26 protein-coding genes are annotated in these 26,325 nt (G+C 44.7%); 12 read left to right on the top strand and 14 right to left on the bottom strand.

Annotation, left to right across the window (positions count from 1 at the left end):
* Nucleotides 1-17 precede the first annotated feature (17 nt).
* A complete protein-coding gene (locus B9G69_RS02260; protein ID WP_088614111.1) occupies nucleotides 18-884 on the bottom strand; it encodes an MBL fold metallo-hydrolase in 867 nt (288 codons plus the stop codon).
* An 89-nt stretch (nucleotides 885-973) separates the two neighbouring features.
* Between B9G69_RS02260 and B9G69_RS02265 the strand changes: the two genes are divergently transcribed.
* Nucleotides 974-2,314 carry a DEAD/DEAH box helicase gene (locus tag B9G69_RS02265; RefSeq protein WP_265437929.1) on the top strand — a complete coding sequence of 447 codons (1,341 nt, stop codon included), beginning with the start codon at nucleotides 974-976 and terminating at the stop codon, nucleotides 2,312-2,314.
* Nucleotides 2,315-2,440: 126 nt separating this feature from the next.
* Here the strand turns inward: B9G69_RS02265 and dnaK are convergent, their stop codons facing one another.
* Nucleotides 2,441-4,351, bottom strand: a complete 1,911-nt coding sequence (gene dnaK / locus B9G69_RS02270; RefSeq protein ID WP_088614109.1) for a molecular chaperone DnaK — start codon at nucleotides 4,349-4,351, stop codon at nucleotides 2,441-2,443.
* A gap of 495 nt (nucleotides 4,352-4,846) precedes the next feature.
* Here dnaK and B9G69_RS02275 point away from each other — a divergent pair, with 495 nt between their 5' ends.
* Nucleotides 4,847-5,104: a hypothetical protein gene (locus B9G69_RS02275; protein ID WP_088614108.1), complete on the top strand. Its 258-nt coding sequence runs from the start codon at nucleotides 4,847-4,849 to the stop codon at nucleotides 5,102-5,104.
* 39 nt (nucleotides 5,105-5,143) lie between these two features.
* Here B9G69_RS02275 and B9G69_RS02280 read toward each other — a convergent pair whose 3' ends face one another.
* The 4 genes from B9G69_RS02280 to B9G69_RS02295 form a co-directional block, all read right to left on the bottom strand.
* Nucleotides 5,144-5,752, bottom strand: coding sequence for a M15 family metallopeptidase (locus B9G69_RS02280; RefSeq protein ID WP_088614107.1), 609 nt, complete (start codon nucleotides 5,750-5,752; stop codon nucleotides 5,144-5,146).
* 94 nt (nucleotides 5,753-5,846) lie between these two features.
* The gene (locus B9G69_RS02285; RefSeq protein WP_088614106.1) at nucleotides 5,847-6,500 is read right to left on the bottom strand and encodes a CatB-related O-acetyltransferase; all 654 of its coding nucleotides are present in this window, start codon (nucleotides 6,498-6,500) and stop codon (nucleotides 5,847-5,849) included.
* Nucleotides 6,501-6,576: 76 nt separating this feature from the next.
* Entirely contained in the window at nucleotides 6,577-6,957 is a 381-nt protein-coding gene (locus B9G69_RS02290) for a hypothetical protein (protein WP_088614105.1), read from the bottom strand.
* Nucleotides 6,954-7,340: a hypothetical protein gene (locus B9G69_RS02295; RefSeq protein WP_254916715.1), complete on the bottom strand. Its 387-nt coding sequence runs from the start codon at nucleotides 7,338-7,340 to the stop codon at nucleotides 6,954-6,956. The genes B9G69_RS02290 and B9G69_RS02295 overlap by 4 nt, the downstream gene beginning before the upstream one ends.
* 34 nt (nucleotides 7,341-7,374) lie before the next feature.
* Here B9G69_RS02295 and B9G69_RS02300 point away from each other — a divergent pair, with 34 nt between their 5' ends.
* On the top strand, nucleotides 7,375-8,025 hold the full coding sequence (locus B9G69_RS02300; RefSeq protein ID WP_088614104.1) for a YkgJ family cysteine cluster protein: 651 nt from the start codon (nucleotides 7,375-7,377) through the stop codon (nucleotides 8,023-8,025).
* Between the two features lie 6 nt (nucleotides 8,026-8,031).
* Here B9G69_RS02300 and B9G69_RS02305 read toward each other — a convergent pair whose 3' ends face one another.
* From B9G69_RS02305 to B9G69_RS02315, 3 genes are all read right to left on the bottom strand, one after another.
* Nucleotides 8,032-8,211, bottom strand: a complete 180-nt coding sequence (locus tag B9G69_RS02305; protein ID WP_088614103.1) for a hypothetical protein — start codon at nucleotides 8,209-8,211, stop codon at nucleotides 8,032-8,034.
* A gap of 124 nt (nucleotides 8,212-8,335) precedes the next feature.
* Entirely contained in the window at nucleotides 8,336-8,695 is a 360-nt protein-coding gene (locus tag B9G69_RS02310) for a nucleotide pyrophosphohydrolase (RefSeq protein WP_088614102.1), read from the bottom strand.
* 1 nt (nucleotide 8,696) lies between these two features.
* A complete protein-coding gene (locus B9G69_RS02315; protein ID WP_088614101.1) occupies nucleotides 8,697-9,323 on the bottom strand; it encodes a DNA-3-methyladenine glycosylase I in 627 nt (208 codons plus the stop codon).
* A 99-nt stretch (nucleotides 9,324-9,422) separates the two neighbouring features.
* On the opposite strand from B9G69_RS02315, the gene B9G69_RS02320 reads away from it, so the two are divergent.
* The 3 genes from B9G69_RS02320 (at nucleotide 9,423) to B9G69_RS02330 (ending at nucleotide 14,334) form a co-directional block, all read left to right on the top strand.
* Nucleotides 9,423-10,460, top strand: coding sequence for an LLM class flavin-dependent oxidoreductase (locus tag B9G69_RS02320; protein ID WP_088614100.1), 1,038 nt, complete (start codon nucleotides 9,423-9,425; stop codon nucleotides 10,458-10,460).
* Between the two features lie 244 nt (nucleotides 10,461-10,704).
* Nucleotides 10,705-12,828 carry a DUF1588 domain-containing protein gene (locus B9G69_RS02325; RefSeq protein ID WP_088614099.1) on the top strand — a complete coding sequence of 708 codons (2,124 nt, stop codon included), beginning with the start codon at nucleotides 10,705-10,707 and terminating at the stop codon, nucleotides 12,826-12,828.
* A 9-nt stretch (nucleotides 12,829-12,837) separates the two neighbouring features.
* Nucleotides 12,838-14,334 (top strand): DUF1552 domain-containing protein, encoded by a 1,497-nt coding sequence (locus tag B9G69_RS02330; protein WP_088614098.1) that lies wholly within the window; start codon nucleotides 12,838-12,840, stop codon nucleotides 14,332-14,334.
* Between the two features lie 13 nt (nucleotides 14,335-14,347).
* On the opposite strand, the gene B9G69_RS02335 is transcribed toward B9G69_RS02330, so the two are convergent.
* The 3 genes from B9G69_RS02335 to B9G69_RS02345 are packed head-to-tail and all read right to left on the bottom strand — an operon-like array spanning nucleotide 14,348 to nucleotide 15,575.
* Complete coding sequence (locus B9G69_RS02335) at nucleotides 14,348-15,166, bottom strand: phospholipase A (RefSeq protein ID WP_088614097.1); 819 nt, start codon at nucleotides 15,164-15,166, stop codon at nucleotides 14,348-14,350.
* Between the two features lie 8 nt (nucleotides 15,167-15,174).
* Nucleotides 15,175-15,348 carry a hypothetical protein gene (locus B9G69_RS02340; protein WP_176400880.1) on the bottom strand — a complete coding sequence of 58 codons (174 nt, stop codon included), beginning with the start codon at nucleotides 15,346-15,348 and terminating at the stop codon, nucleotides 15,175-15,177.
* Between the two features lie 41 nt (nucleotides 15,349-15,389).
* Nucleotides 15,390-15,575, bottom strand: a complete 186-nt coding sequence (locus B9G69_RS02345; protein ID WP_088614096.1) for a hypothetical protein — start codon at nucleotides 15,573-15,575, stop codon at nucleotides 15,390-15,392.
* 166 nt (nucleotides 15,576-15,741) lie between these two features.
* Between B9G69_RS02345 and B9G69_RS02350 the strand changes: the two genes are divergently transcribed.
* The 6 genes from B9G69_RS02350 to B9G69_RS02375 all read left to right on the top strand — a co-directional run bounded on the left by B9G69_RS02350 (nucleotide 15,742) and on the right by B9G69_RS02375 (nucleotide 24,457).
* Nucleotides 15,742-16,569 (top strand): helix-turn-helix domain-containing protein, encoded by an 828-nt coding sequence (locus B9G69_RS02350; RefSeq protein ID WP_088614095.1) that lies wholly within the window; start codon nucleotides 15,742-15,744, stop codon nucleotides 16,567-16,569.
* Nucleotides 16,570-16,749: 180 nt separating this feature from the next.
* A complete protein-coding gene (locus B9G69_RS02355; protein WP_088614094.1) occupies nucleotides 16,750-17,109 on the top strand; it encodes a response regulator in 360 nt (119 codons plus the stop codon).
* A gap of 19 nt (nucleotides 17,110-17,128) precedes the next feature.
* On the top strand, nucleotides 17,129-21,955 hold the full coding sequence (locus B9G69_RS02360; protein WP_265437930.1) for a CheR family methyltransferase: 4,827 nt from the start codon (nucleotides 17,129-17,131) through the stop codon (nucleotides 21,953-21,955).
* Complete coding sequence (locus B9G69_RS02365) at nucleotides 21,945-23,513, top strand: GAF domain-containing protein (protein ID WP_265437931.1); 1,569 nt, start codon at nucleotides 21,945-21,947, stop codon at nucleotides 23,511-23,513. Before B9G69_RS02360 ends, B9G69_RS02365 begins: the two co-directional genes overlap by 11 nt.
* A 10-nt stretch (nucleotides 23,514-23,523) precedes the next feature.
* The gene (locus tag B9G69_RS02370) at nucleotides 23,524-24,093 is read left to right on the top strand and encodes a biliverdin-producing heme oxygenase (RefSeq protein ID WP_088614091.1); all 570 of its coding nucleotides are present in this window, start codon (nucleotides 23,524-23,526) and stop codon (nucleotides 24,091-24,093) included.
* A gap of 166 nt (nucleotides 24,094-24,259) precedes the next feature.
* On the top strand, nucleotides 24,260-24,457 hold the full coding sequence (locus B9G69_RS02375) for a hypothetical protein (protein WP_088614090.1): 198 nt from the start codon (nucleotides 24,260-24,262) through the stop codon (nucleotides 24,455-24,457).
* A 56-nt stretch (nucleotides 24,458-24,513) separates the two neighbouring features.
* On the opposite strand, the gene B9G69_RS02380 is transcribed toward B9G69_RS02375, so the two are convergent.
* Together B9G69_RS02380 and B9G69_RS02385 are read right to left on the bottom strand one after the other, a co-directional pair.
* Nucleotides 24,514-25,185 carry a glutathione S-transferase family protein gene (locus B9G69_RS02380; protein ID WP_088614089.1) on the bottom strand — a complete coding sequence of 224 codons (672 nt, stop codon included), beginning with the start codon at nucleotides 25,183-25,185 and terminating at the stop codon, nucleotides 24,514-24,516.
* A 103-nt stretch (nucleotides 25,186-25,288) separates the two neighbouring features.
* The gene (locus tag B9G69_RS02385; RefSeq protein WP_088614088.1) at nucleotides 25,289-26,302 is read right to left on the bottom strand and encodes an SDR family oxidoreductase; all 1,014 of its coding nucleotides are present in this window, start codon (nucleotides 26,300-26,302) and stop codon (nucleotides 25,289-25,291) included.
* Nucleotides 26,303-26,325: the final 23 nt, after the last annotated feature.

Below are 26,325 nucleotides of genomic sequence, written 5' to 3' on the forward strand. Positions count from 1 at the left end.
GCTTCCCGGTGAAAATATTAAGTCAGAATCGGAATTTTCAAAAAACGTTTGCCGTGAGCATCTGATTCTGGCAAGTGTCCCGCCCGAATATTGATCTGCAAACTAGGAAGCAACAATTTGGGTGTTGGCAGAGTCGCATCACGCTTTGTACGGAACTCTACGTATTGCTCCTCTGTCGTGGTGCTCGTCAGCTGAATGTTTTTTGATTTTTCGTCAGCGACGGAAGTTTGACACAAAATCTGACGGCCGCCGGGTTGATAATCATGGCAGACAAAAATTCGTGTCGTTTCTGGCAAAGAATAAATTTTTGCAGTGATCGAGTGATAAAGCTCTTTCGCTGAACCGCCTGGGAAGTCACAACGGCCCGTTCCTGAATCCGGCATAAACAATGTATCACCACAAAACAAAGCATTATCAAAAAGGTATGAAGCGCAAGCCGGCGTGTGTCCCGGCGTGAATAAGACCTTAAAAGAGATCGTTCCCGCATTCACCGTTTCGTTATCCTTAAACAAGCGATCAAAAACTTTTCCGTGAACATCTGTGGACTTTTCATCCAAGCCATAGAGATCCCGCCAGATTTTTTGTACGACAGTGATACGTTCACCGATACAGAGTGGCGCCTCGGGGAATCGTTCTTTAAAGAACTGTGCTCCCGTCACATGGTCGGCATGAACGTGGGTTTCAAGGATCATTTTAGGCTGAAGATTCATTTCTTGAATATAGGCCAGTACCGCCTCGGAGGATTTGTTGGAAAATTTGGAAGCTGCCGGGTCATAATCCCACACCGGATCGATCACCACCGCATCAAGACTTGCCGGATCGTGAACAACATAGGTCATAGTCGACGTTGCAGGATCAAAGAAGTTCTTAATCTCAATGGACATGGGGTCTCCGATTTGTAGTGTAAAACAATTCTAGAGGTAGGGCCTTACTTTGGGTAGCAAGCCTGCGTCAGGCCTGATACAGTGATTTCATGAACAACTTTTCAGACTTTGCCCTTATTCCATCTTTGACAAAAACCCTGACTGCATTGCGCATCACCAAGCCCACTGAAATCCAGAAAAACACGATTCCACTCTTGATGAGCGGCCAATCTGTAGTGGGTATTTCAGAAACCGGTAGCGGTAAAACATTGGCTTACGCTTTGCCAATGTTACACCTTCTAAAATCTTTGGAAGAGGAAGGCCATCCGGTGACGGCAGAGGCCTCTCCACGGGCCGTTGTTTTAGTTCCAACTCGCGAATTGGGCGAACAAGTTTCCAAAGTCTTTAAGAAATTGACTCATGACACTCGCCTGCGTGTCCGTCCCGCCCTGGGTGGTATGGCTATGGAGCAAGCGAAAAGAAATGTCTCTGGTGTTTTTGAAATCTTACTGGCAACTCCGGGCCGATTGTCCCAATTAATGGATTTAGATCAAATCAATCTGACTGACGTTTGTATGTTAGTTTTCGATGAAGCCGATCAAATGATGGATCAAGGATTCTTGGATTTGTCGAACAAAGCCTACTACGCTTGTCCACAAGACGTTCAAACAGCGATGTTTTCTGCAACGATGTCCCCGACTGTTCAGGATTTGATGGAAGAGATTTTTTCCAGCGCAGAGCTTGTTAAAAGCTCAGGCAGCGGGAAAGTCGTTAAAACTTTGACGACGAAGAATCTGACTGTCAAAGATGGCAATCGTTGGGAGCAATTGGATCGCATCTTAAAACAAAAAGTTGAAGGTGGAACAATCCTTTTTGCCAACACTCGCGAGCAAGTTGATAAGATCGCGCAGGAGATGGAAGCGAAGGGTTATAAGGTCGCACTCTACCGTGGCGAAATGGAAAAAAGCGATCGTAGATCCAACTTAAAGAAATTCACCAATGGCGAAATCAAATTCTTGGTAGCGACTGATTTAGCGGGCCGTGGTTTGGATATCGAAAATGTCGATCGCGTGATCAACTATCACCTTCCGAAACAAATGGACAATTATCTTCACCGCGCTGGTCGTACAGCCCGTGCCGGTCGCGAAGGAACTGTAATCAACCTTGTCACGGAACGTGATGAGCCGTTGATCAGCAAACTTGAGGGCCGTAAATCAGACAACTACGATCGCTCCAAATACAACTCGCACCCACGTGCTCAAGGCAGACCAGGTTCAGCTCTAGGTAAAAAATCTGCACACAAACCTGGCGACAAAAAACCAATGAAGGGAAAACCAAAGTCTGGAAAGCCAGCTCCTGGTAAAAAACCATCGGCAGGCAAACCTGCTGCGGGCAGCAAACCCGCAGGAGCAAAACCAGCTTCCCGCAAATCCCCGTTCAAAAAACGCTAATCCCAAAAGATGCCAGGTCCTATTTCTTCGCGCAATGCGCGAAGAAATAGGACCTGGCACCAAAAAAAAGCCCCTGGGTTTCCCAAGGGGCTTTTTGGTTTTTTACAAGTTTTCGAACAAGAATGATTAGTTCACGTCTTTGTAGTCTGCGTCGATCACATCGTCGCCGTCAGCTTTTTTCTCGCTGCCAGCGTCTGCACCTGCTGCGCCACCTTGACCCGCATCACCTTGAGCACCTTGCTTTTTGTAAAGCTCAGAAGTCATTGTGTGAGTCAAAGATTGAAGCTTGTCGAAAGCTGCTTTCAATTCATCAGCAGATGCGCCTTTGTTCTCAAGAACTTTTTTAGCATCAGCGATGGCATCGTTCGCAGTTTTAACTTCAGCTTCAGGCAATTGAGAACCAGAATCCTTGATCAGTTTCTCAGTTTGGTAAACCAAGTTATCCAAGTTATTTCTGTGAGTCACTGCCTCTGCTTTTTTCTTATCTTCTTCTGCGTGACCTTCAGCATCTGCTACTGCCTTTTTGATTTCCTCTTCAGACATACCGCTTTGAGCAGTGATTTTGATCTGTTGAGTTTTACCAGAAGACATATCTTTCGCAGATACGTGCAAGATACCGTTCGCGTCCATGTCGAATGTTACTTCAACTTGAGGAACGCCACGTGGAGCTGGTGGAATACCCACTAGTTCAAAACGACCTAGTGTTTTATTGTCACTAGCCATCTTACGCTCACCTTGAAGAACGTGGATGTCTACGGCTGGTTGATTATCGGCTGCTGTCGAGAACACTTGTGATTTCTTAGTAGGAATCGCCGTGTTGCGCTCGATAAGCGGAGTCATCACACCACCCAAAGTTTCAATACCCAATGAAAGCGGAGTTACGTCTAGCAACAACACGTCTTTCACGTCACCCGCAAGTACGCCCCCTTGAACTGCTGCACCGATAGCAACAACTTCGTCTGGGTTCACTGTGCGGTTTGGCTCTTTACCGAAGAAGTCTTTAACTGCTTTTTGGATTGAAGGGATACGTGTAGAACCACCCACCAATACAACTTCGTCAATTTCAGAAGCTTTCATACCAGCATCAGCCAAAGCTTTGCGGCAAGGCTCCATAGAGCGTTTCACTAGATCTTCAGTCATTTGATCGAATTTTGCGCGAGACAATTTAGTTTGCAAATGCTTAGGACCTGTTTGGTCTGCCGTAATGAACGGAAGATTGATTTCAGTTTCTTGAGCAGATGAAAGTTCGATTTTTGCTTTCTCAGCCGCTTCTTTCAAACGTTGAAGAGCCATTTTATCGTTTTTCAAATCGATACCTTGGTCTTTTTTGAACTCAGTGATCAACCATTCCAAGATAACTGTATCGAAGTTGTCACCACCCAAGTGCGTGTCACCGTTCGTAGAACGAACTTCAACAACACCGTCACCAACTTCTAGGATGGAGATATCGAATGTACCACCACCGAAGTCGAAGATAGCGATCTTCTCTTCTTTTTTCTTATCCATACCATACGCCAATGCAGCCGCTGTTGGCTCATTGATGATACGTTTGATTTCAAGACCTGCGATACGACCCGCGTCCTTAGTAGCTTGGCGTTGAGCATCGTTGAAGTAAGCTGGAACAGTCACAACTGCTTCAGTTACTGGCTCGCCCAAATAGTCTTCCGCAACTTTTTTAAGTTTCGCAAGAACTGCAGCACCGATCTCTTCTGGAGATACGTTTTTGCCTTGAACTTTGAAAGCACAGTCATTGCCTTTAGCAACAACAGTGTAAGGAACAAGTTTGATTTCTTCTTGAACTTCTTCGAAACGACGACCGATGAAACGTTTTGCAGAGTAGATTGTATTCTCTGGATTCGTCACCGCTTGACGTTTAGCGATTTGACCAACAAGACGGTCGCCATCCTTAGTGTAAGCAACAACTGAAGGAGTCGTACGAGCACCCTCTTCGTTCACTAGAACTTTGGCTTCTCCGCCTTCCATAATAGCGACGCATGAGTTTGTCGTCCCTAAGTCGATACCAATAATTTTACCCATGTTTGATTTCTCCTTAAATGCCCACCTGGATTTCGTAATCATCCCAGTGTCAGCCAATACCGTGGTAATTTATTAATTAAAGCTTGAATAACACAGGATAAATGTGGGTTCGGATGGCATTCCGTCAAGCTGCCGAATTACTTTTTTTCATTCGAAAAAAGGGCTCTTATTTTACCCGTATTATCAGCTACTTAGACATAAGCCTCCTGCTTACTTCGGAGGCACCAACCCTTGCGCTGCGCGCAAGACGTGACGGAATCTTAATCCAGTTCAGTACAAGCTTACGGACTTTTAACTCGTGTTACACCGCACCTTAGGGAATGATGATCCTTCGCTCCTCTCTTAAAAACACAAAGTTCCTTAAGGAAAGAGTCCCTCTAGGCCCTGGTGAAACCCTTCATTCCCAGGGCCATTTTTTTTGCGCAAAATGTGTGTGAACAGCCCCTCTTGACGAAAGTTCCTGCTGACTTCACCGTCTTGCTATAAGGAGCTCATATGAAAATCGTTATCCTTTTATCGATCATCTTAGGCGTTTCAATGGCGAATGCTGCCGACAGTGGCGAGCACACAGCCAACACAAATCCACCAACAGCACGAGAGAACACGACGACCAATGAAGGAACTGGAATGGAAAGAAAAGATCCCTCATCCAGTGCCTTTAAAAAACATCGTGGCGATGCCAGTCGCAGCAAACAGACCAAAGCGAAATCCTCGAGCACTGAAGAGCCCGTATCACCGAGTCAAACGAAATGAAAAAAGCCCGCATCAGCGGGCTTTTCTATTCAGAGTTGCTTATTCTAGGATCAAATGTTTTCCATGCACTTGATCTTTCGGCAAGGCATTGAAATGCCACCACTCGTGCTCAAGAACTTTGAAGCCTTGATCTTCCATAAGATTTCTTAAGATCATGCGATTGCTAAATTGAAGATTCGAAAGTTCACCCGATTTTAGGAATTGTTGTTCAAGCTTAGGTTGCGCCAGTTCTCTGAAATCGTCAAAGCCCGTCCCCATATCCAGATAATCACCATCCCGTTCAATCAAAGTCAGATCCATGGCCATGCCAAAATTATGCAATGATCCCGGATGAGGAGGCGCCACGTAATTCTGAAACGGAGTGCCCTCAAGATGTTTGTAAAACTCTGCCTGAATACTGCGGGGACGAAGTGCATCCCAAATCAGAAATTTTAAGGTGGGATGTTTCCTTTTAAGCTCTTCACAAGCGCGCATGAACATATCATAGGCTATTGGCGCCACGAAACAGCGATCAAAACCCTGATACACGTCACGATTCATAAAGTTATCCGCAGTGGCGTACTTTAATTGCAATGACACTTGTTCGGAATCTTTGATCTCGCGAAAGTTTTTTTCAATCCATTCAATTTGTTTCTCAAATGATGTCATGCAAATACTTTACAAGGATTCCCTGCTCGTTCAACCTATTAACTTCTTAAACTATCATCCCCTTGCGCAATTTGAAATGACTGTGCAAGGGGGCCTATAAGGCAGTGACTTGAGCATCGACTTTGCGTTTTTCCCAAAAGCGATACAGTTCTACGATGTCACTGTTCGTTAGCAGTGGCATTGCCTCAGCTAGCAAAGTTTTAGACCAATCCCACCACTTCATTTCTAAAAGCATCGAGATCTGTTGATCAGAAAAGCGTTTGCGCACGACTTCTCCACCACCCACGACGATGGAATAAGGTTCTATATTTTTCGTAACAACAGCGCGAGCCCCGATCACCGCTCCGTCTCCCACCCGCACCCCAGGCATAATCATCGCTTCGGTGCCAATCCAAACATCATTACCGATGACGGTATCGCCAGCTGGACGATATGAATTCTGAGCTTTTGCAAATGTTGGATCGTGAGTGATAAATGCGAAGGGATAAGTGGATGCCCATTCTTTGCGATGACCTTGATTTCCTCCCATCAAAAAGGCAGCTCCCGAACCAATGGAACAAAACTTTCCGATAATTAACTTATCTACATCGGAACGATCCCGTGGCAGATACCATGCGCAATCGTCGAATGAATGGCCATGATAGTAACCGGAATAATAGCTGTAATCGCCAACCATGATATTAGGATTCGTTGTTTGTTCTTTAAGGGATTTGCCGGAGAATGGAGTGGGAAAATAATTATTTGTCATGCCTTAAGCGTAGGCACTGGGACATGAACCCTCAAGTAAACAATATCAAGTCCCGCATAGTACACATTTTGGACTCTTAAATCTTTACGAATTTTTTGGCTAAATTTGTCAGAAGATAAATCACCGAGCAGGAAGCAAATGCCGCAGCTCCCAGTCCCCCACCGATTCCCCGGGCAAAGGGAATTAGAAACGTAAAAATCATTCCAAAGATGATGCTGGCAATTAACACTCTTCTCCAGCCTAAGCGCGATTTATCTGTCATGCCGACGAAGGTCGCTCCAAAGAATGCTGCCTGCAAAGCTCCCTCCCAATTAATCCCTGTCAGCTTTAAGCAAATCACGAAGATCAAGGTAGGAAACGCGGACGCGCGAACTGTCGGCCAATGATGTGTATGAATTAAATAATAAGTGATCTGTGCGCTGATCATTGAAACCAGCATCACTCCGAATAACGTCATAGCATCACCTTCAATGCCAACCCCAATAACGATGAAATAAAAGCGATTAATCCCAACCTGCCACCAAGCCCCTTAAAGTATCTGCTCATGGCAAAATAAATCAGACTTCCAATGGCAGACACCATCAAAATCTGCCAAAAACCTTGTTCTGTGATTTTAGAGCCCATTGCCACAAAGGCACCCATATAGATATTTGCATGGACGTGGGTGCTTTCGATTCGTTTGGTTTCAGGAATAAAAGTTCCTAGCAGGCCGGTCACGGCCGCCGCTTCCACAGGAGTCATGCCTGATCGAGCCTGCAAGAAAAAGCAGGACATACATCCCAATAAGAATGTGAAAAACTTCAGCAGCCAAAGCTGAAAGTATTGAAGTGGCAAAGTCATGGCTAATCCTGACGAACAAAGCTATTCTTAAGAAATGACATTTTCTGAGTTTCTGGCACAGCATCCCCGCCTGACAAGGTCTTTTAAAAACTTTGTCACTGAATATGAAACAAAGTTGGATGCGGCTACATTTGAATCCTTTTTGAACTCTTTAGGGACCGAGTTGTCACGAATTCATAGTGAGCTGAGTGAAATTTCTGATGATGTATTGCGCGCTCGTGCCCTTCATCACCTGGTCGAAGCAGAAATCGAATCGGAAAAAGATATCAAGATTAGCTGCCGTAAAGGATGCTCCGCTTGTTGCCATATGGAAGTCGAAATCACAAGTTACGAGGCAAAGATCCTGAGTCAACTCGTCAAAGAAGGTCACGCAATTGACCGTGCAAGATTAAAGCGGCAAAGCCAGCGAACTTTGCAAGATCCTCAGTGGAAACAAGGCCCCCGTCATGCGGACAACCCTTGCGTATTTCTAAATGGCGAAGGCTCCTGCAGTATTTATGAACACCGCCCCGTCATGTGCCGCAGGCATTCCGTAACCACTCCACCGAAAAATTGCGATACTTTGGATGCCACCATCACAGTCCGCTATTTTCCTAAAGTAGACTTGTACATCAGTGCCGCCAATCAAGACCAACATATGACTATCGGACCGATGGCCAAAATGCTGGAAATGGAACTGACTTAGGTAATTCTATTTACTCAAGTCCTTGCGTGATCTTTCGTCGACTTGTTTTCCAGTGGTATCAGCGGTCCCTGAATACTGTCCTTTTCCAGGGTTTCTTTCTTCTAGTGGATTCGACTTGCTAATGCCATTGTCGCCTTGGTCTATGCCGGGAATTCCAGTTACGCCGATGGGTTTATTTTGTTCCATAAGGCCTCCTATTCTTAGAGTCCATTATGGCGAGCAATGACTATTTCAGTATTTTGAATATCGGGAATATGTGAAATTTCACAAGCGCCACTTATCTAAAGGCCAATTTATTGCAAAAACAAAATCACTCATTATATTTTCTATTAGAGCCTTTGGCCGTCTCGATAGGATATTTAGCTGCGTTTTTTGCAAGCTTTTTGTGAACTGCTGCACCTATATCAATTTTGTTCATCTGAGCAAAGCGCAAAACAAAGAACATCACATCAGCCAATTCATCCGAAACTTTTTCTTTAAACTCCGGTGTGCTCATTTTTTCTTGGATTTGGGATTCAGTTTTAAAGCGAAACAAATCCAAAAGCTCGTTCGCTTCCGTTGACATACCGATTGCCAAATCCTTGGGAGGATGAAATTGATCCCAATCACGCTCCTCGCAGAACTTTTGAACCGTTTTGATGATTTCAGAAATGGAATCCTGGTGTGCCATCTTACTTCTTCTTTTTAGATTTTTTACCCGGAGTCGGTTTTAATGCGGCGGCCGTATCGGGCTTCATTGTCTTGCTTTTATTTTTTTGATTCCACATAGGTTTAGATTTGATGATCTTGTTATAGACCTCACAACCCTTTTCATGGGCACCAGGCAAATAACCAGAACTTAGCAAAAACTCGTTCACGATTTCGCCACCGGTGAACTTAAACGTCTTTTTGAAAAGCTTCACCCATTCCTCTTTAGTCAGGGGATGGTGGTAAGCTAGCCATTTTTTAAAGGAACCGAATTCCTTTTGAATGACTAAGATGGCTTTTGCGTTTTCAATGGCCGCATTGATCTTCAAACGATTGCGAATGATACCGGGATCCTTCATCAATCTTGCACGATCACTTGCTTTGTAGGCCGCAACTTTCTTGATATTGAAGTTATGATACGCTTTACGGAACGTGTCCTGCTTTTTCAGAATCGTTTCCCAACTGAGACCCGCCTGATTGATCTCCAAAATCAAGCGGCAAAATAATTCGTCGTCGTCGTGAATTGGAAAACCATAAGCTTTATCATGATAAGGCTTATGAATGGCTTTCTTTTCATCAGACATGTGAGCAATTGCACGGCAGTAAGACATAATAACCTCGGCTGTCGTCATGCTAACAATTTTTTGTGCACTTTTACAATGCTTAAAACCACGAACTCCCGTTACACTAGAAAGGTCACAGGAGTTTTTATGGCAGTACAACTTGAGATGGGTTTAGATACTTTCGGCGATGTTACTTATGATCTGAATGGTCGAACGCTGTCACAGGCTCAAGTCATTCGCAATGTCGTTGCGGAGGGAGTATTAGCAGACCAACTGGGGTTAGATTTTTTCGGGGTGGGCGAACATCACCGCGATGACTTTGCAGTTTCTGCTCCTGAAATTGTCTTGGCTGCCATCGCGGCACAAACGAAGAAAATTCATCTGGGCTCTGCAGTGACGGTTTTAAGTTCCGACGATCCAATTCGTGTGTTCCAAAGATTCGCCACGATCGATGCCGTTTCAAATGGTCGAGCCGAAGTGATCATGGGACGTGGATCGTTTATTGAATCCTTTCCTCTATTTGGTTTTGACCTGCAACAGTACGAAGAATTGTTTGAAGAAAAACTGGACTTATTCGCGCAGATTCTTAAAGGCAATCCGGTCAACTGGGAAGGTAACACCCGAGTTCCAGTCACCAATCAAAGCGTGTTCCCGCAAACTGAAAAACCAATCCGTACTTGGATTGGCGTGGGTGGAACTCCAAAATCCGTTTTGCGAGCCGCTCACTACGGTTTCCCCCTGATGCTTGCAATTATTGGCGGCGATCCGAAAGGCTTTAAACCCTTTGTGGATCTTTACTATAAGTCACTCACGCAGTTCAATCAGCGCACGCAACCCGTGGGTGTTCACTCCCCTGGATTTATCGCTAAGACTGACGAGGAAGCCAAAGAAACCATCTGGCCACACTATCGCACGATGATGAACCGTATCGGTAAGGATCGCGGTTGGCCGCCGATCACGAAGGAACAATTCGAGCATCAACTGGGCGAAGAGGGGTCCTTGTATGTGGGCTCCCCCGAAACTGTAGCGAATAAAATCGCAGCGACGGTCAAACATTTGGGAGTTTCAAGATTTGATTTGAAATACAGTTTGGGCAGCTTGCCGCATGAGGATCTTATGAAATGTATTGAGCTTTACGGCACCAAAGTGGTTCCTTTAGTGCGCGAAATGCTGTCACAGAAATAAATAAAAACGATCGCGCGCTTCAGGTGTGATCGTTTTCATAGCCCGCTCCTATTTGGTAATCTCCCCTCCGAATTCTTACTTTTCTGAAAAGTCCGCGAACGTTCCGAAGGAAAAGTTAGGGAACACCATTCACCAACGTATAGAGTTCGACTTGAATTGAGTCGAATGACAAAGATTTAGTTTAACGAACTATTCCGTTTGTTACTCTTGTAATCAGTCTATTTCTTTTTGTTTGGGGGATGAATTGAGAAAGGCCATCATCGCAAAAGCCTTGCGCTACGGAGTGAAGCCCTATCTGGTGATAGCTGCTTCCACAGTGACAATACTTTCATTCCAAAACTGTGGTGAAGGATTCAACGTTATCCAGAATTTGCAAAGTGTCGCTGGCACCAATCAACCTGAATATATTGAAGAGTCGGCAGAGTTTGCGCAAGGTCGCGATTTATACAACCAAAACTGCGCCGGCTGCCATGGAGTATTTGCTAACAGTACAATCTCTGGTAAATCTCTCATCGATATAAAGGCAGCGATCGCCAATGTGCCGCAAATGTTTGCCTTTCAAGCACTGTCTGAAACTCAGTTACAACTCATTGCTCTGGCGTTAAATCCCGGCTCACCAGGAACTGTGACGCCGACGCCAACACCGTCGCCATCGCCGACAGCAACGGCAACAGCGTCGCCTTCACCTACGACGACGGCCACCGCCACTCCTTCTCCGACAGTGTCACCGTCGCCAACGGTGACCGTGCCTGCAAATACATTTGCGTGTCAGCCGGGTGAGGACCCCGGCGTCAGAGATTTCCGCCGCCTCTCACGTCGGGAATACTTGCAAACCTTAAAACTTTTATCTTATGGCCGCGTTAATATCGATAGTCTTCAAAGCGATATCGATAACTTACCAGCTGACGTTGTAACAGGCGTTTTCGACTCTACCGATGCGACCGTTTCTGCCGCTCACGTGGAGGCGTACCTGAATCTGGGTAAAAAAATAGCAAATCTATTTGCAACAAGCTCCACTTGGAGAGCGGCTGCAATGAACAACTGTAACACCACCAATGGTATGACAGAGACTTGTTGGACAAGCTTTTTTAATGGCTTTGGTCGTTTGGTCTTCCGTCGTCCTTTAACAACAGCGGAACAGCAAATTTATAAAGACCTTTATAATTCTGAGTTCGGTGGAAATCTAAATGACGGTTTAACTGTGGCTATCATGGCAATGCTTCAATCGCCAAATTTTATCTATAAAAATGAATTGAGTGGTACTCCTGTCAATGGCCGCGAGGACCTAGTCAAAATCACTGATTACGAACTGGCATCGCGCATCGCTTTTCTGGCGACAGGACGTGGGCCTGATACTGCTTTAATGAATGATGCCGTCAGTGGAAACTTGGCAACTGTCGAAGGTTATAAAACCGCAGTGAATCGAGTGTTTGCCACAGCGGAATCTAAAGAACACATCGCCGAATTCTATAATCAGTGGCTGGGTATCAATCGTATGCCATCTTCCAATCACTCCACTTGGTTCCTAGGAAATGTTCCCCGTGCTTCGATTCAGCCAGAAGCCATGCAAGAAATGAGGGACTTCACGAACTACTTTACCTACTCGGTGGCCGGTAGTTACAAAGACATGATGACGTCGTCGACAAGTTTTACTCAAGGTCAGGCGTTAACACTGATTTACGGTGCAGCTAAGGGTGAAGCCCTTTCACCGGAAGAGCGTCCCGGGTTGATGAGTCGTGTGGGCTTCATGTTTAGCCCCACTGATAACTCGAGCTTAGTGCATCGCGGACTGGTGATTCGCAGAAATATCCTCTGTGATTCAATACCACTTCCGACTATTGCTGCGGATGAGAAAGAACTATTTGCTCCGCCCGTTCCAGATCCAACGCAGTCGCAACGTCAGCAGATTGAAACTCGCACCTCACCCGTGCGCTGTCAGGCCTGCCATTCGTTGATCAATCCGATGGGCTTTGTGATGGAAAATTACAATGCCTTTGGTAAATATCGCACCGTCGAAAGTATTTTCGATGCAAATGGAAATATCCTGGCAAATCACCCCGTGAATGCAAAAGTAAAACCGAACATCGAATCCGCGAATGAAGCGGAGGTGAACGGTCTTAAAGAAATGTCGATAGCCATCGCAAATTCCTCCAGAGGCCCTGCCTGCATGGTCAAACAATGGAGCACGTACACAATGGGTCGAGCGGTTACGGCTGCAGATAATTGCGCGATGAACACCAGCTTTTCGCAGTTAACTGATCCAGGCAAATCAAGTTCCAGCGGTGATCAACCAGGTACTATTTTAAATATGATTAAATCCCCTGCGTTCGACGCTAACTTCCGTTTGCGTAAACGCGGTGCTCAGTAAGAGGTTCGTATGCATTGGAATAAACTTTCACGCCGTCAATTTTTAAGAGGTACCGGTGGGTTTGCATTAGCCCTTCCGTTTCTTCCCTCCATGCTGCCTCAAGCAGAAGCCCAAACGGGACCGACTCTTAAAAAACGCTTTATCGCTATCCACAATGGTCACTGTCAGGCCGTCGAGCACTGGTTGCCAGATCCTGCAAAATTCACATGGAATGAAAAGCAAACCTATGCTCGCGAAGTCGCGCTTTCCGCAATTCCAAACACGATGTCACCAGTTTTGGGCAGTCAATTTGATTCCCTGCGCTCTAAACTGTTGATTCTGTCGCGCCTTGATCCTCTTTCAAAAACGCCGAATCACAATGCGGAGTGCATGCTGACCGGGGGAGTCCTCTCGGAAGCGACTTCAAGCATTGACCAAGTGATCGCTAAATTCCTTTATGGTGGCTCGCCGTTAAATCTATATGTGAAGTCCGTGGATGACGGAAATTACACGGGGGCTTCGCACGTAAGTGTTTTAAATAAACAATACGTCCCTGGACAGTTCAATCCGTCGGCGGTGTTTTCAAGCATGTTTGGCAGTGGGCCCACCACAACACCGACGAATACAGCAGATAAGCTGACCCGCCGTGATATTTTGGTGGTGGATAAAGTTTATGCTGAATACGTTAATTTACGCTCGAACAAGCGTCTGTCTAAAGATGACTTAGCTCGCGTGGAGCAACACATGGCTTTGATCAATGATCTACAAAAGAAATTAAATGCCAACGTTTCAGCTCCGCCTGCAATGACCTGCAATTCCCCGACAGGACCATCCACATCACCAACGAAATCCAGCAACCCAGCGGATTATCAAGTCGTGATTGATCAGATGTTTGATGTCATCGAGGTGGGAGTTAAGTGCGGAAAAATCCAAGTTGCCACTTTGATGATGCACGTTTACGACTATTTCAGCGGTTCCGTAAACTTTGTTCCCGGCATCACGGGATCTAATCGCTTCCATGAAGACATCAATCATGCGGGTACCAGTGAATTGCGCGCGATGAAACTTGCTATGATGACTTTTTTTGCAAATCGCGTTTCACGATTTTTGACCCGCATGGATGTCGTTGAGGATTCAACAACCGGCTCGACCTATTTGGATAATTCTTTGATCCTTTGGGGGAACGACCAAGGGACCACAAAAAATACCAATGCCCATAATTCAGTGAACAATCCTGTCTTGCTTGCGGGAAGTGCAGGTGGTTATTTAAAACCGGGTCGCCATATTGATTATGGACCGTCCTATGGAAATTTGCGCCGCCCTATTGGAGGAGATGAAGGCGACTATAAACGCGGTCGTCCATACAATCAGCTTCTCATCACCATCATGCAAGCAATGGGAATGCAACCAGCAGATTATGAAGTGGGTGCGACTCAAGGATACGGTGTGTACGGCACCTTAGAATCCAGCTATACGTATTTGGGAGTCAATCACCGCCGTGAAATTCTGCCACTGATTAAAGGCTAAAAACAATGCGGGTTTAGAACATAAAGCCCGCTCTGAATTCATCCACGGATTGATCATAGTTTACTAAAGTTTCTGCATAACCGTGGTAATATTGAACATAAAAAGCCGGAACGACTTTAATTCCACCGACGTGGAAGTTCATACTGATCTGATAGCCACCTTTATTAAACTCTGTTCCCCACTTACCACCGGGGTTGACATTAATAACAGCTTCCAGTTGATCGAACATAGAATCAAAGAGCTGAATAAATTTAACTTCGCCTTCGACAGGTCCAACATAGTCATAGATGTCGCGATTGGTTTCATCAACATCGTACAGCAGTTTCACTTTTGCAGAAAATTGCACAACCCAGCTTTTTGATTCAAAGGCCCAATTAGCGCGCAAGTAACTTTGGTTATACGAACGAGAGTCCGCACCCGCTTTTCCATTGGAGTTGTGTTCAAAAATACCTAAATCCAAAGAGCGAATGGATTTACGGTCATAATCCCAACGGTAAAAAATCTCTGGATTGTACGTGGCATCCTGAAAGGGTTTGGATTCTTCTTGGAGTTCCCAGAAAATAATTTGGCTATAGGCAAAATTCAATGGAAACTGTTCCGCCAAAGGCACTCGAAAACTAAATTGCAACTTGGATGAGGGCTCCCCATACGCAAAGTAGATCGGCTTATAATAAAGAATTCGCAGCTGCTCTCGTTCCTCTAAAGCCGTTAGTTTCTTTGACTTGTTGATCAAAGCATTCTGCCCTAAAGAATCCTCAGGCGTTTCCGTGGAAGTCTGAGCATTGGCGATCAGCGGAAGAATAAATAATAAAATAAGTAAAAATCTAAACACCGCTCGTCCTAATTCACAGGGTTAGCGACAGGTTGGTCAACGGGGCTGGTTGGTGCTGGTTTATTCGGATTAAAAAGAAGTGGATACACCACGACCGTTACGCCGAACACCACAATTAAAATAAGTGCTACTGTTGCCATTGATTTTTTATTCCACATCGCCACCACTCCTTGAGTATGCATTCATCATGCAAAGCAAAGGATGTGCACAAACTGAAGTTGCTTTAAAACAAACCAATTGCATTATACGCAGATGCGCTTTTTGAAAATCCCATTCTTCCCCAAGCGCCTGACCCTTTTTGCCCCATGACAAATGGATCTAATAAGTATTCTTTCTCTAAGTTTTTGATCCAAATAATGGCATTCAGGATCAAATTTTGATACTTTAAAACCCGCTCTTGAAGTGCCATCGTAAACGGCGCAAAACTGCATTCATACCGCCCCTCTTACAAAGGAGAGACAGATATGAAAGCACTGTGGAACTGGCTGACGACACCTGGCGCCTCTGAAGTAGACATGGCCTTGCTGGAAAAAGAATTCGGTACAGGATTCATGAACTGGAAAGATTAGCTACACATGGATATCCAAATTCAAAAGATCAAAACAGTCCTTAAAGAACAGCTAAAAAAACGCAAGATGACTTATGAGGATTTAGCTAAAGACCTTCAAGTGTCTGTTCCAACAATCAAACGTTGGATGGGCGATCACGACTTGGGACTGCAAGATCTTTTCAGAATTTGTGATATTCTGGATCTGACTCTTTCGGATCTGCACGCATTGAGTTCGAATGTCAAAAACTCTAAAACTCCGAATCGCTTGACGGATGAACAACAAAAGTTCTTAGCAAAGAACATGAACTATTTGTCCTTCTTTCTGCAAATTCACGACGGCAAAAAGCCTCAGGAAATTGCCGAGCGCTATAAATTGACCAAACTATCCGTCGACAAATATTTGGTGAAGCTTGAAAACTTAGGCTTGATTAAAGTGACAGGTAAACTGCGAGTTAAATCCACTTTTGATGATCAAGTTGATTTTGGGGATGGCCTTTTAGCTAAGACCTATTACAAGCGCTGGATCGATGGCACTGGAGAATTCTTTACGCAAGTGATCACTCACGCACTCACTAATGAGCAGTCCATTGACGAAAAAACACGTGATCACAAAACTCATGCAACTTACTCGATTCAAAGTGTCAGACTCACGAAAGAAAGCTATCTAAAGTGGGCGACAGAAAATGCAGCGGCTATCATGCAACTTACCGCAATCAGCAAGATTGAAGAGAAGGCTTACAAAGACGACGAGCTTTTCACCGCAGTGATTTTAAATGCACACACATCGTTAAAAAAAGACTCCAAATTCCTAACAATGATCGATGAGTTCGCCGGAAAAATTGAAAACATATGACATGCCTTTAACCCCCCGTAGTATGGCATAACGCACCTATTCTAAATGTGGTTTAACAGCTTTATGTCAACACTGTGTTATTCTCATTACATGAAAGCAAACTAAAAAACGTTTCTTCACTTTTCTATTACTCATTGGCAAAACTTCCTGTAAGAAATTTTCATTCTTTGGGAGGCAGCTATGAAGAAAGTTCTAGTAATCGAAGATTCCAGAGACCTTTTGACACTTTACGTGCGCTACCTCAATGAGATCGGATGCGAAGTCACGTCCGCAACATCCGCCCACGAAGCTCTTCATATTCTTGAAGACAGCACTCCAGATCTTATTCTTATGGATCTCACATTTCCAGATATGCCGACGATGGATTTTTATATGCAAATTTCTGCAAATCCAAAGTGGGAAGCCATCAAAAAAATACTGGTAAGTGGTCGCGATGACCTTCATACTTGGATGGACGTGTTCAATACGTCTCAAGGCCTTCGCAAACCTGTGCAAAAGAGAGATATCGTACAGGCGGTCAATAAGGAATTAAATCAGTAGCTGAAGAGTTGGGAGTATCGTGCCTCATCGTGATTTACAGACGACGTCCGATTGGATTATCGGCGTTGGTGCTTCTGCAGGTGGGTTAGAAGCCATTTCGGCGTTCGTCTCCAAATTTACTACAGAATTTCAAGGTTCCATCGTCGTCGCTCAACATCTCGCTCCGCACTCAAAGAGTATGTTGACTGAGCTTATAGCAAAGCAAGCGACGCTTCCGGTACTGGAAGCGCGCGACGGTGAAAAATTAGCTTCATCCACGATTTATATAGTACCTCCGAACTATGATGTCGCTATCTCCAACAGAACAATTCATTTATTGCCGGTTGACTCACACACCAGACCCAAACCGTCTGTAGACGATTTCTTTTTGTCTTTGGCTAAGAATCACGCACCTAAAATTGTCGGAGTTATTTTATCTGGAACTGGGTCCGATGGCTCTGTGGGAGTTCGAGCCATCCATGATGCCGGCGGAATTACCATCGCCCAAAGCGGCGACAGCGCCAAGTACGATGGCATGCCTCAATCGGCTGTAGAGACTTCCTGTATTGATTCAATTTTGAATCCTGAAGAGATGAGCCAACAGATCCAGGAATATATCACCAGACAATCTCAACCTGCCAGATCGAACTTTTCTGCAGAAATACTGAGAGAGTGTCTGAAGTTCATTCAGGAAAAAACCGGTTCAGATTTCAGTCTGTATCGCCCTACTACTGTCGTGCGCAGACTGCAAAAGCGCATGGGGTTTTTGAAAATTGATCATATCGAGGACTATCTTAAATATTTAAAAGACAGCTCCAATGAAGCGCACCTTCTCTCCCAAGATCTTTTGATCAGTGTGACTTCTTTTTTCCGCGACAGAGACGCCTTCGATACTTTGAAAAAGACCCTGACAGAACTTATTTATAGTAAACGGATGCCGTCAGAAATTCGCATGTGGGTGGCAGGATGCGCAACGGGGGAAGAAGCTTATTCCATCGCCATGCTCATGTCAGACTTGCTGGACCGACTGGACAAGAATTTTCCTGTTAAGATATTCGCAACGGATTTGGATTATGAGGCTTTATTAGAAGCTCGTAACGGCGTTTATAAAAAATCGGAAGTTGCAAACATTCCATCAGAGTACTTGCATCGCTACTTCATCCCACGTGACGGTGAAAAATTTGAAGTTTCAAAAAAGCTTCGAGAAATGGTCTTGTTTGCAAGACAAGACATGATTCACAATCCTCCGTTTGTAAAACTTGATTTTATCTCGTGCCGGAATGTTCTAATTTATTTTGAACCGGAACTTCAGAAAAAAGTCTTAGATATATTCCATTACGCCTTGGGACCTTCCGGAATTTTATTCCTGGGTAAATCTGAATCCCTTAGTTCAGCGGCAACTCTTTTTGAAACCTTAGATAAAAAATCTAAGGTCTTTAGAAAACTGAATGTTCCATCGATTATTCATAGCACGCGCAATCAGACCGGAAACTCGATGAGTTATTCCGATATTGTGACTGTAAAAAAACGCCCCTCTGATGCAACCCTGCTCGAAAAAGGGATGTTACGTTTATTACGCGACTATCATCACTGTGCCGTGATTACGGACATCGATACGAACATCATCCAAGTAATCGGTGATGTTTCCCATTTTGTGGGTTTTTCAAGTACCTCGTCTGACTTTAGATTAGTGAATTTATTGCCTCGCGAAGTCAGCCTGGAACTACCTATCTTGATTCGAAAATGCCGCGGCAATGAAGGTGTTCACCGCAGCCAAATTTATAAAGATAAAAATAATAAAAAAAGTGCGATGCGCATGGTGGCCCGCGCACTGACAACCGGTTCCGACGCGGAATACTTTTTGATTGATTTTGAAAACATCAAGCAGCGTAAAACAGCGGAACGAGAAGTCCAAGGTCCGGTAACCTCCGTTGATGCACAAAAAATCCTAGAAATTGAGCAGGAACTTTATTCCACGCGAGAACACTTGCAAACAGTGATCGAAGAACTGGGCGTGGCTAACGAAGAAATGCAGGCGCTTAACGAAGAACTGAGTTCTGCCAATGAAGAACTGCAAAGTGCCAATGAAGAGTTAGAGACTACCAACGAGGAACTGCAAAGCAGTAATGAAGAGCTCGTGACGGTCAATGACGAAATTATCGGAAAATCCCACGAGCTTAAAGAATTAAATATCAACCTTTTGAACGTTCAAGAAAGCATCGGTTCGGGGCTGATCGTCGTTGATGAAAAACGCCGTATTCTTCGTTTTAACAAGCCGTCACAAAGTATTTTTAGAATATCTCTGGCTGACATCGGAAAAGATGTCACGACACTTTCCACGAATTTAGAGCTTCCGAACTTTAAAGATTTAATCGACGAAACTATTTCAAAACAAAAAAGTTCTGAATCGTTTTGTGAAAGCTACGACAAAATCTATCAGTTGCGTTGCCAACCTTTCTTAGATGAAGTTCAAAATGTTTTGGGTGCGATTTTACTATTCGTGGATACCACAGAGCTTGTAAGAACCAGTGAAAAACTTGAAGTGCGCGAACAGCAGATCCGCTCGATCGTGGAAGGCTTTTCAAATCCAATTACGGTTAAAGACCACTTCGGAAAATACATCCTTGTAAACCAGGCTTTCCGCGATTTCTTTGGATTAAAGGACACCGATGTCGCTGGCAAATCCGACAGAGAACTATTTTCCGAATCCACTGCGATCTCTCTGCGGGATACGGATCTTGAAGTTATTCTGACGGGACAGGCGATAAAAAAAGAAGAAATCTTCTCTCACAACGGTAAAGAATCCGTATTTTTAGTAAATCGCTTCCCGCTTTTTGATCGCAACCGACCTTACGCAGTTTGTATGATTGCAACTGACGTGACGATACAAAAAAATGCACAGCACGAACTGCGTGAAAGCGAATCGCGCTATAAAGCCATCATTGAAGATCAAGCAGTTTTGGTCTGCCGTCATTCACCGAATGGACGCTTGTTATTCGTTAACACGGTTTTTGCAAATCAATTTGGCGGCAATGCTGCAAGTCACCTGGGTCACTTTTTCCATGAATATATGAATATTCAAGATCAAGCCCGCGTGAAGCTTGAGCTTAACAGCTTGAATCCCAAAGATCCCGTGGCGCAATCGGAAGTACGTATCTATCGCGAAGACAATTCTTTGCGATGGGTTCGTTGGTTCCACCGCGGTATCTTCAATGCTGACGATGAACTTAAAGAAATTCAAAGCGTCGGCTTTGATGTGACAGACTACCGTGTTCGCGCTGACCGTTTCTTAGAAAACGAGTCCGTCTTCACAACTATCTTTAGTAATACCTCCGAAGTCATCTTGATCCTTCGCCGCGTGGCCGGGGATTATCAAATTGAATATCTAAATAATGCGGCATCGAAGCTCTTGGAAAAACGCCAAGGGGAACTTGTCGGCAAGAAATTGCGTGAAGTACGTACAGCAGAACGCGCGTTTGAGTTGATCCAACGCTTTAATGAAGTTCTGGATAAAAAGACATCTTTCAGTCTGGATGAGCACTGGAATATTCCAGGTGTCAATGTTCACATGTCTAGCACGCTGTTACCTGTACCGGATGCCAATGGCGAACTGACTCGGGTGGCGATGATCAGTAAAGATGTCTCCGCTTACAAATCGATCGAAATGGATTTGCGAGCAGCCAAAGAAATTGCCGAAGAAGCGAATATTACAAAAAGTAACTTCCTGGCTTCTATGAGCCACGAACTGCGCACACCACTGAACGTGGTTTTAGGGATGTCGCACCTTTTACAGGAAACTTCCCTCAATCAAGAGCAAGCTTCGTATGTTTCAAGTATTGACCGATCCAGCAAAGCACTGCTTTCCCTGATCGAAGATATTTTAGATATCACCAAAATCGAATCCGGAAAAATCACGCTGACTCATCAAGCATTTAATCTTTCGACATTAGTTTCTGATGCTGCTTCTATGTTTGAAATTCAGTGCCAAAGCAAAGGGGTCCAGCTTAAAACCACCATCGATAAACAGGCAGACTGCACTGTTATCGGCGATCCGGGGCGTCTGCGTCAGATCATTGTCAACCTTTTAGGGAATGCGCTAAAGTTTACCGATCGCGGTCATATCACTTTACGATTAATTGTTCGTCCAAGTGAAAATGCCGGCGAAATTCGCGTGCGATGTATCGTCGAAGACACCGGAATAGGTATCGCCAAAGAACATCATTCAAAAATCTTTCAGCGATTCTCTCAGGTTGAGTCTGGACATTCGCGCCGTTACGGCGGTTCGGGCTTGGGCTTGGTCATTTCACGCCAAATCGCGACTCTTATGAATGGGGATATGGGTTTTAGCAGTGAACCTGGTAAAGGCAGTATCTTCTGGTTTGAAGCCGCCTTGCAAATCGGTACTCGCAAACAAGTTGAAGAAGAAACAGAACGCCAACGTTTTATCAACCAACCACCGAATATCGAAGTTAAAGGTTTAAAAATCCTTGCGATCGATGACAATGAGGAAAATCTTTATATCATCGATCTATTCTTAAAACGTTTAGGCCACATCCCGACCAAAGTTGCTTCCGGTAAAGAAGCCCTGGCACTGATCGAAAAGGAAAAATTTGATATTGTTCTCATGGACATTCAAATGCCGGAACTTGATGGTTATACTCTGACCAAAAAAATCCGCGCCCTTGACGGCGAGAAATCGGAAGTCGTGATTATCGCTTTAACGGCGAATGCTATGTCCGGAGACGCGGAACGATGCAAAGAAGCTGGAATGAATGATTACATAACCAAGCCAGTGCGCATTGATATTCTAAAAAACACTATTGCCCATTGGGCGCCAAGTTTAAAAGGAATCGAAAATGAACAATAATCCTGAACTAAGCCTGATTTTAGGCGACTTGGCCGAGTGTAATAACGAAGCGATTCATCTTTCCGGAGCCGTGCAAAGTCATGGCTGTGCTATTTTCTTTACTTGGCCAGACAGACGAATTGTCGCTCATTCCGCCAATTGTGCTTCCAAATTAAAGATTCCCACCAACCAGCTGGAACAGGGTCATTTGGGATTTTTGTTTGATACCAGCATCCTTATTAAAATCGAAAATTTGATTCGAAAGGGAAACCTGGGTGCGGGACGCTATTTCACTTGCGAATTGGACGGAATAAAAACAGACGCTTATTTGTATGAAACATACGGCGTCTATTGTGTGGAGCTTGAGCCAGGACAAGTAACATCCGTCGATGAAGAGCCCTTTCAAGCTGAATTCATTTTACAGCAGTTCATGTCAGAACTAAAAGACACCCGCGAGATCAAAGAGGCCGCCAACATCACCTGCAAGTATGTTCGCAAAGCCACCAATATTGATCGTGCGATGATGTATAAGTTCATCCCTCCAGCTTGGCATGGAGAGGTTGTGGGCGAAGATCGTGTGCTTGGTGCTCATTCATTCATGAACCACCGTTTTCCTTCCTCCGATATACCAAAACCAGCCCGCGACCTTTACCTGAGAAATAAAGTGCGCTTAATCAGCGATTCTCAAGCCGATATCTCGCCTATTATTCCCAATTTAAATCCGATGACTCGCACAAAATGGAACTTATCGGATTCTCGTCTACGTTCCGTGGCTCCCATTCATTTAGAATATTTGCGAAATATGGGTGTCAGGGGCTCAATGTCGTTTGCCGTTATTGTTAAAGGTGAGCTGTGGGGTTTGATCGCATGCCATCACATGTCCCCTTTTAATCTGTCACACGAAATTCGCGCGATCTGTGCGGTGATGGCTGATGCTTTCGCGGCCCATGCTTCATTGATTGAACTTTTCGAAGGACAGACTGTTAAATCTGTTTTCGATGCGAAATTGCGAAAAATCGTAGAGTCTGTGATTTCGGTGAAAGATCCTGTGGATGCTTTATTCCGTCAACATTCCTATTTAATGGATATGTTTTCGGCAACCGGTTTAGCTTTGTGTGGTAACAAGCGAGTCGATATCGCTGGCATCACTCCCCCAAGTGCGATGCTAAAAAATCTAGCCTCCGGCCTGCGTGAGCTTTTAGAGAAATCTGAAAAGCCCTATATCGCCACTGCCAATTTAGCGGAAATGCTTCCAGCCTTTGACAAAATTCGCGAAATCGCCTGCGGGATTCTTTGCGTCCCATTGAATGATGAAGACAACTCTTTGTTAATTTTATTCCGTCCCGAGCTGATAAAAGTCATTACATGGGGAGGAGATCCAAATAAGAATCTAGAGAAGAAGAATTTCTCTGGACGTATTAACCCTCGCAATTCATTTTCATCTTGGGAAGAAGTCATCCGAAATAGCAGTAAGGGTTGGGCTCCCTACAAAATTGATGGTTTAATGTTTTTGAAACAGGTCGTGGTCGACACTGTCGCGCAAAAAAACTTCCTGATTTCTCAACTGACCGCAAAATAAGGAGCCAAGGATGGAACACAAACCCGCTGTGATGATGACTTTGAAAGAATCCACAATGGATTTACATAAAGAAATCGAACAATACATGCCGGTGTTCCGTTCTGACTTTGACGTTTCAAAATACCAGGACCTTCTTGGAAAAATGTATAACTTCTATTCTGCCTTCGAGAACAATTTAAAAAGCTCCTTAGACTCTCAGGGCGTCTCCGAATTTTATCAAGACCGCTTCAAAACACCTCGTATCGAGGCTGATTTGCAATCACTTGATGCGAAGCCTTTGGTTAAACCCGTGACGGACCTACCTTCCATCGACAGCCTTCCCGCGATTGCAGGGGCTTTATATGTGATCGAGGGCTCTTCGTTAGGTGGCCAGGTTATTTCGAAACATCTGCATGAAAATTTAAAGTTAGAACCCGAGCAAATTCGGTTTTTCGGGGGCTATGGTCCGCAGACAGGCAAACGCTGGCAAGAGTTTCAAAAATGGATGGGCACTTTGGATTTCAATGAAGAGGACACCCAGGTGGCTGTTGCTTCTGCCAGAGACACCTTTAGGTCCATGTTGAATTGCCTAAAAAACTAAGTTTCCAGCGGCTTTTAAACAGAGACCGCTGATGTTTCGTTAAAGTGTTTCGTTTTGAGACTCAATTTTTTCTTTTTCGTCTAAGTTTTCCGCAAATTCGCCTTTGGTCCAGGACATTTTCAGCCGATAGGTCTAGTAGCTGTTAGTAATGGGTAAGGAACTTAAGATGATCAAATCAATCGCTCTTGGACTTGTAGGTTTGTCGGTGATGGCTCAACTTCTCTCTTTCGCACCGATTTCTTCAACAGAATTGAAAATTGAAGCGTCTCCTAAGACCGCCTTCAAAACTGAAGGGGCATGCATGTCGCGCATTCTGGATAAGGCTCCAAGAATGGCTGCCAAAGAGATTTGCCGACTTGGTTAAATGTTTCCGCTCTCGCAAATACTTAGAAATAAAAAGGGACCACTAGGGTCCCTTTTTTATTTAAACTCAATCGGTTTGGCTTTTTCGGATTTAGCGTCTTCCACCCAAAACTGAACACCGTGATGGTCTTCAATATTTTTCATGTATTGCTTAACCATGCGGTCACTGATTTTAATTCCGTAGTGTTTGAAACGGAATACAACCGGCGCAAAGAAAGCATCTGCGATACAAAAATCACCGAACAAAAAGGGACCTTCACTGACCTTCAAGGCATCCTTCCACATTTTTAGAATGCGCTCAATTTCGTAAGCCGTTGCTTCCGTTAAATGCTTAATGGGTTCCGTGCGTTTCAGATCCATGCTTAAATTCGTGCGTAAATGAGGGAAGCCTGAGTGCATTTCAGCCGCATAGCTTCTGGCCAAAGCTCTTGTCCCAGCATCTTCCGGCCATAATTTTGCTTCAGGAGAAAGTTCATTCAAGTATTCTGCGATCGCCAACGAATCCCAGATAACGCGTTTACCTTGCTTTAGAACGGGCACTTTTCCTGAATCAGTGTACTTAGCAATCTGAGCTGCCGTTTTTTTATCATCAAGTTTGATATTGATTTCTTTAAACGGAAGACCTGATTGCACTGCTACTAACCATGCTCTCATGGACCATGAAGAATAGGTTTTATCGCCAATCACTAGATCGAAATATGGTTTGTCGCTGTGTACGTGAAACGCCATCGGAAACTCCTCTTGATACGAAAAGGTTTTCCAACGTCTGGTTGAAAAAGTACATCAATTTGGAGAAGCCCCGATGATTTTGTTATGCGTTACCGTAATTTTTTTAAGGAAGTCCCCCGCCTCCCGCTGAGCCATAGATCTGCCCCGTTGCATAGCTCGCATCGCTTGCTGCAAGTTGAACATAAATCGAGGCAAGTTCGGCGGGTTGACCGGGTCGACCCATGGGACTGTCTTCCCCGAATTTCTTTAGTTTTTCTTGTGTTGCTCCACCACTGACTTGCAAGGGCGTCCATATCGGACCCGGGGCGATACCATTCACGCGAATTCCTTTGGGAGCCAGTTGTTTTGCGAGAGAACGCACATAACTCGTCGTCGCAGCTTTAGTTTGAGCATAGTCATATAGTTCTGCAGAGGGATCTGTTGCCTGCACAGAACTCGTACCGATGATACATGAGCCTGGCTTTAAATGCGGTAACGCCGCTTTAATAGTCCAAAACGGAGCATAAATATTCGTCTTCATTGTCGCATCGAAATCTTCGGTGCTTACATCCATAATCGAAGCTCGTGTTTGCTGTCTGGCTGCATTGTTCACTAGTATGTCCAGACCACCTAATGCTTGAACCGCTGTATCCACCAACTGTTTACAAAATGCTTCACTACGAAGGTCACCGGGAATTGCCACCGCCGTTCTTCCCTCAGCTTTTATCAACGCGATAACTTCTTTAGCGTCGGATTCCTCGGCCGGCAAATAGTTAATAGCTACATCAGCACCTTCTCTGGCATACGCAATGGCACACGCGCGTCCCATACCGGAGTCCCCTCCGGTAATTAATGCTTTTCTTCCCGCAAGTCTTCCCGATCCAACGTACGATTTTTCACCATGATCTGGTGGCGGATTCATTTTACTTGCAAGACCCGGCCAAGGTTGTGACTGGGATTTAAACGGAGGTTTTGGATATTTTTTCGTTGGGTCTTGCAGAGGTTGTGCAGACCTTTTTACTTTCATTTCTTTTTTTTCGTCAGCCGCATAGACATTGAGCGGACTGATTGCCGCAGCGACAACACCCGCCCCCAAACTTCCAATCAATTGGCGACGACTCAAATCTTTCTTTTCCATTAATGTTATTCCTTTCGTAAAAA

The sequence above is a fragment of the Bdellovibrio sp. SKB1291214 genome (assembly GCF_002209355.2).
Classification (GTDB): Bacteria; Bdellovibrionota; Bdellovibrionia; order Bdellovibrionales; family Bdellovibrionaceae; genus Bdellovibrio.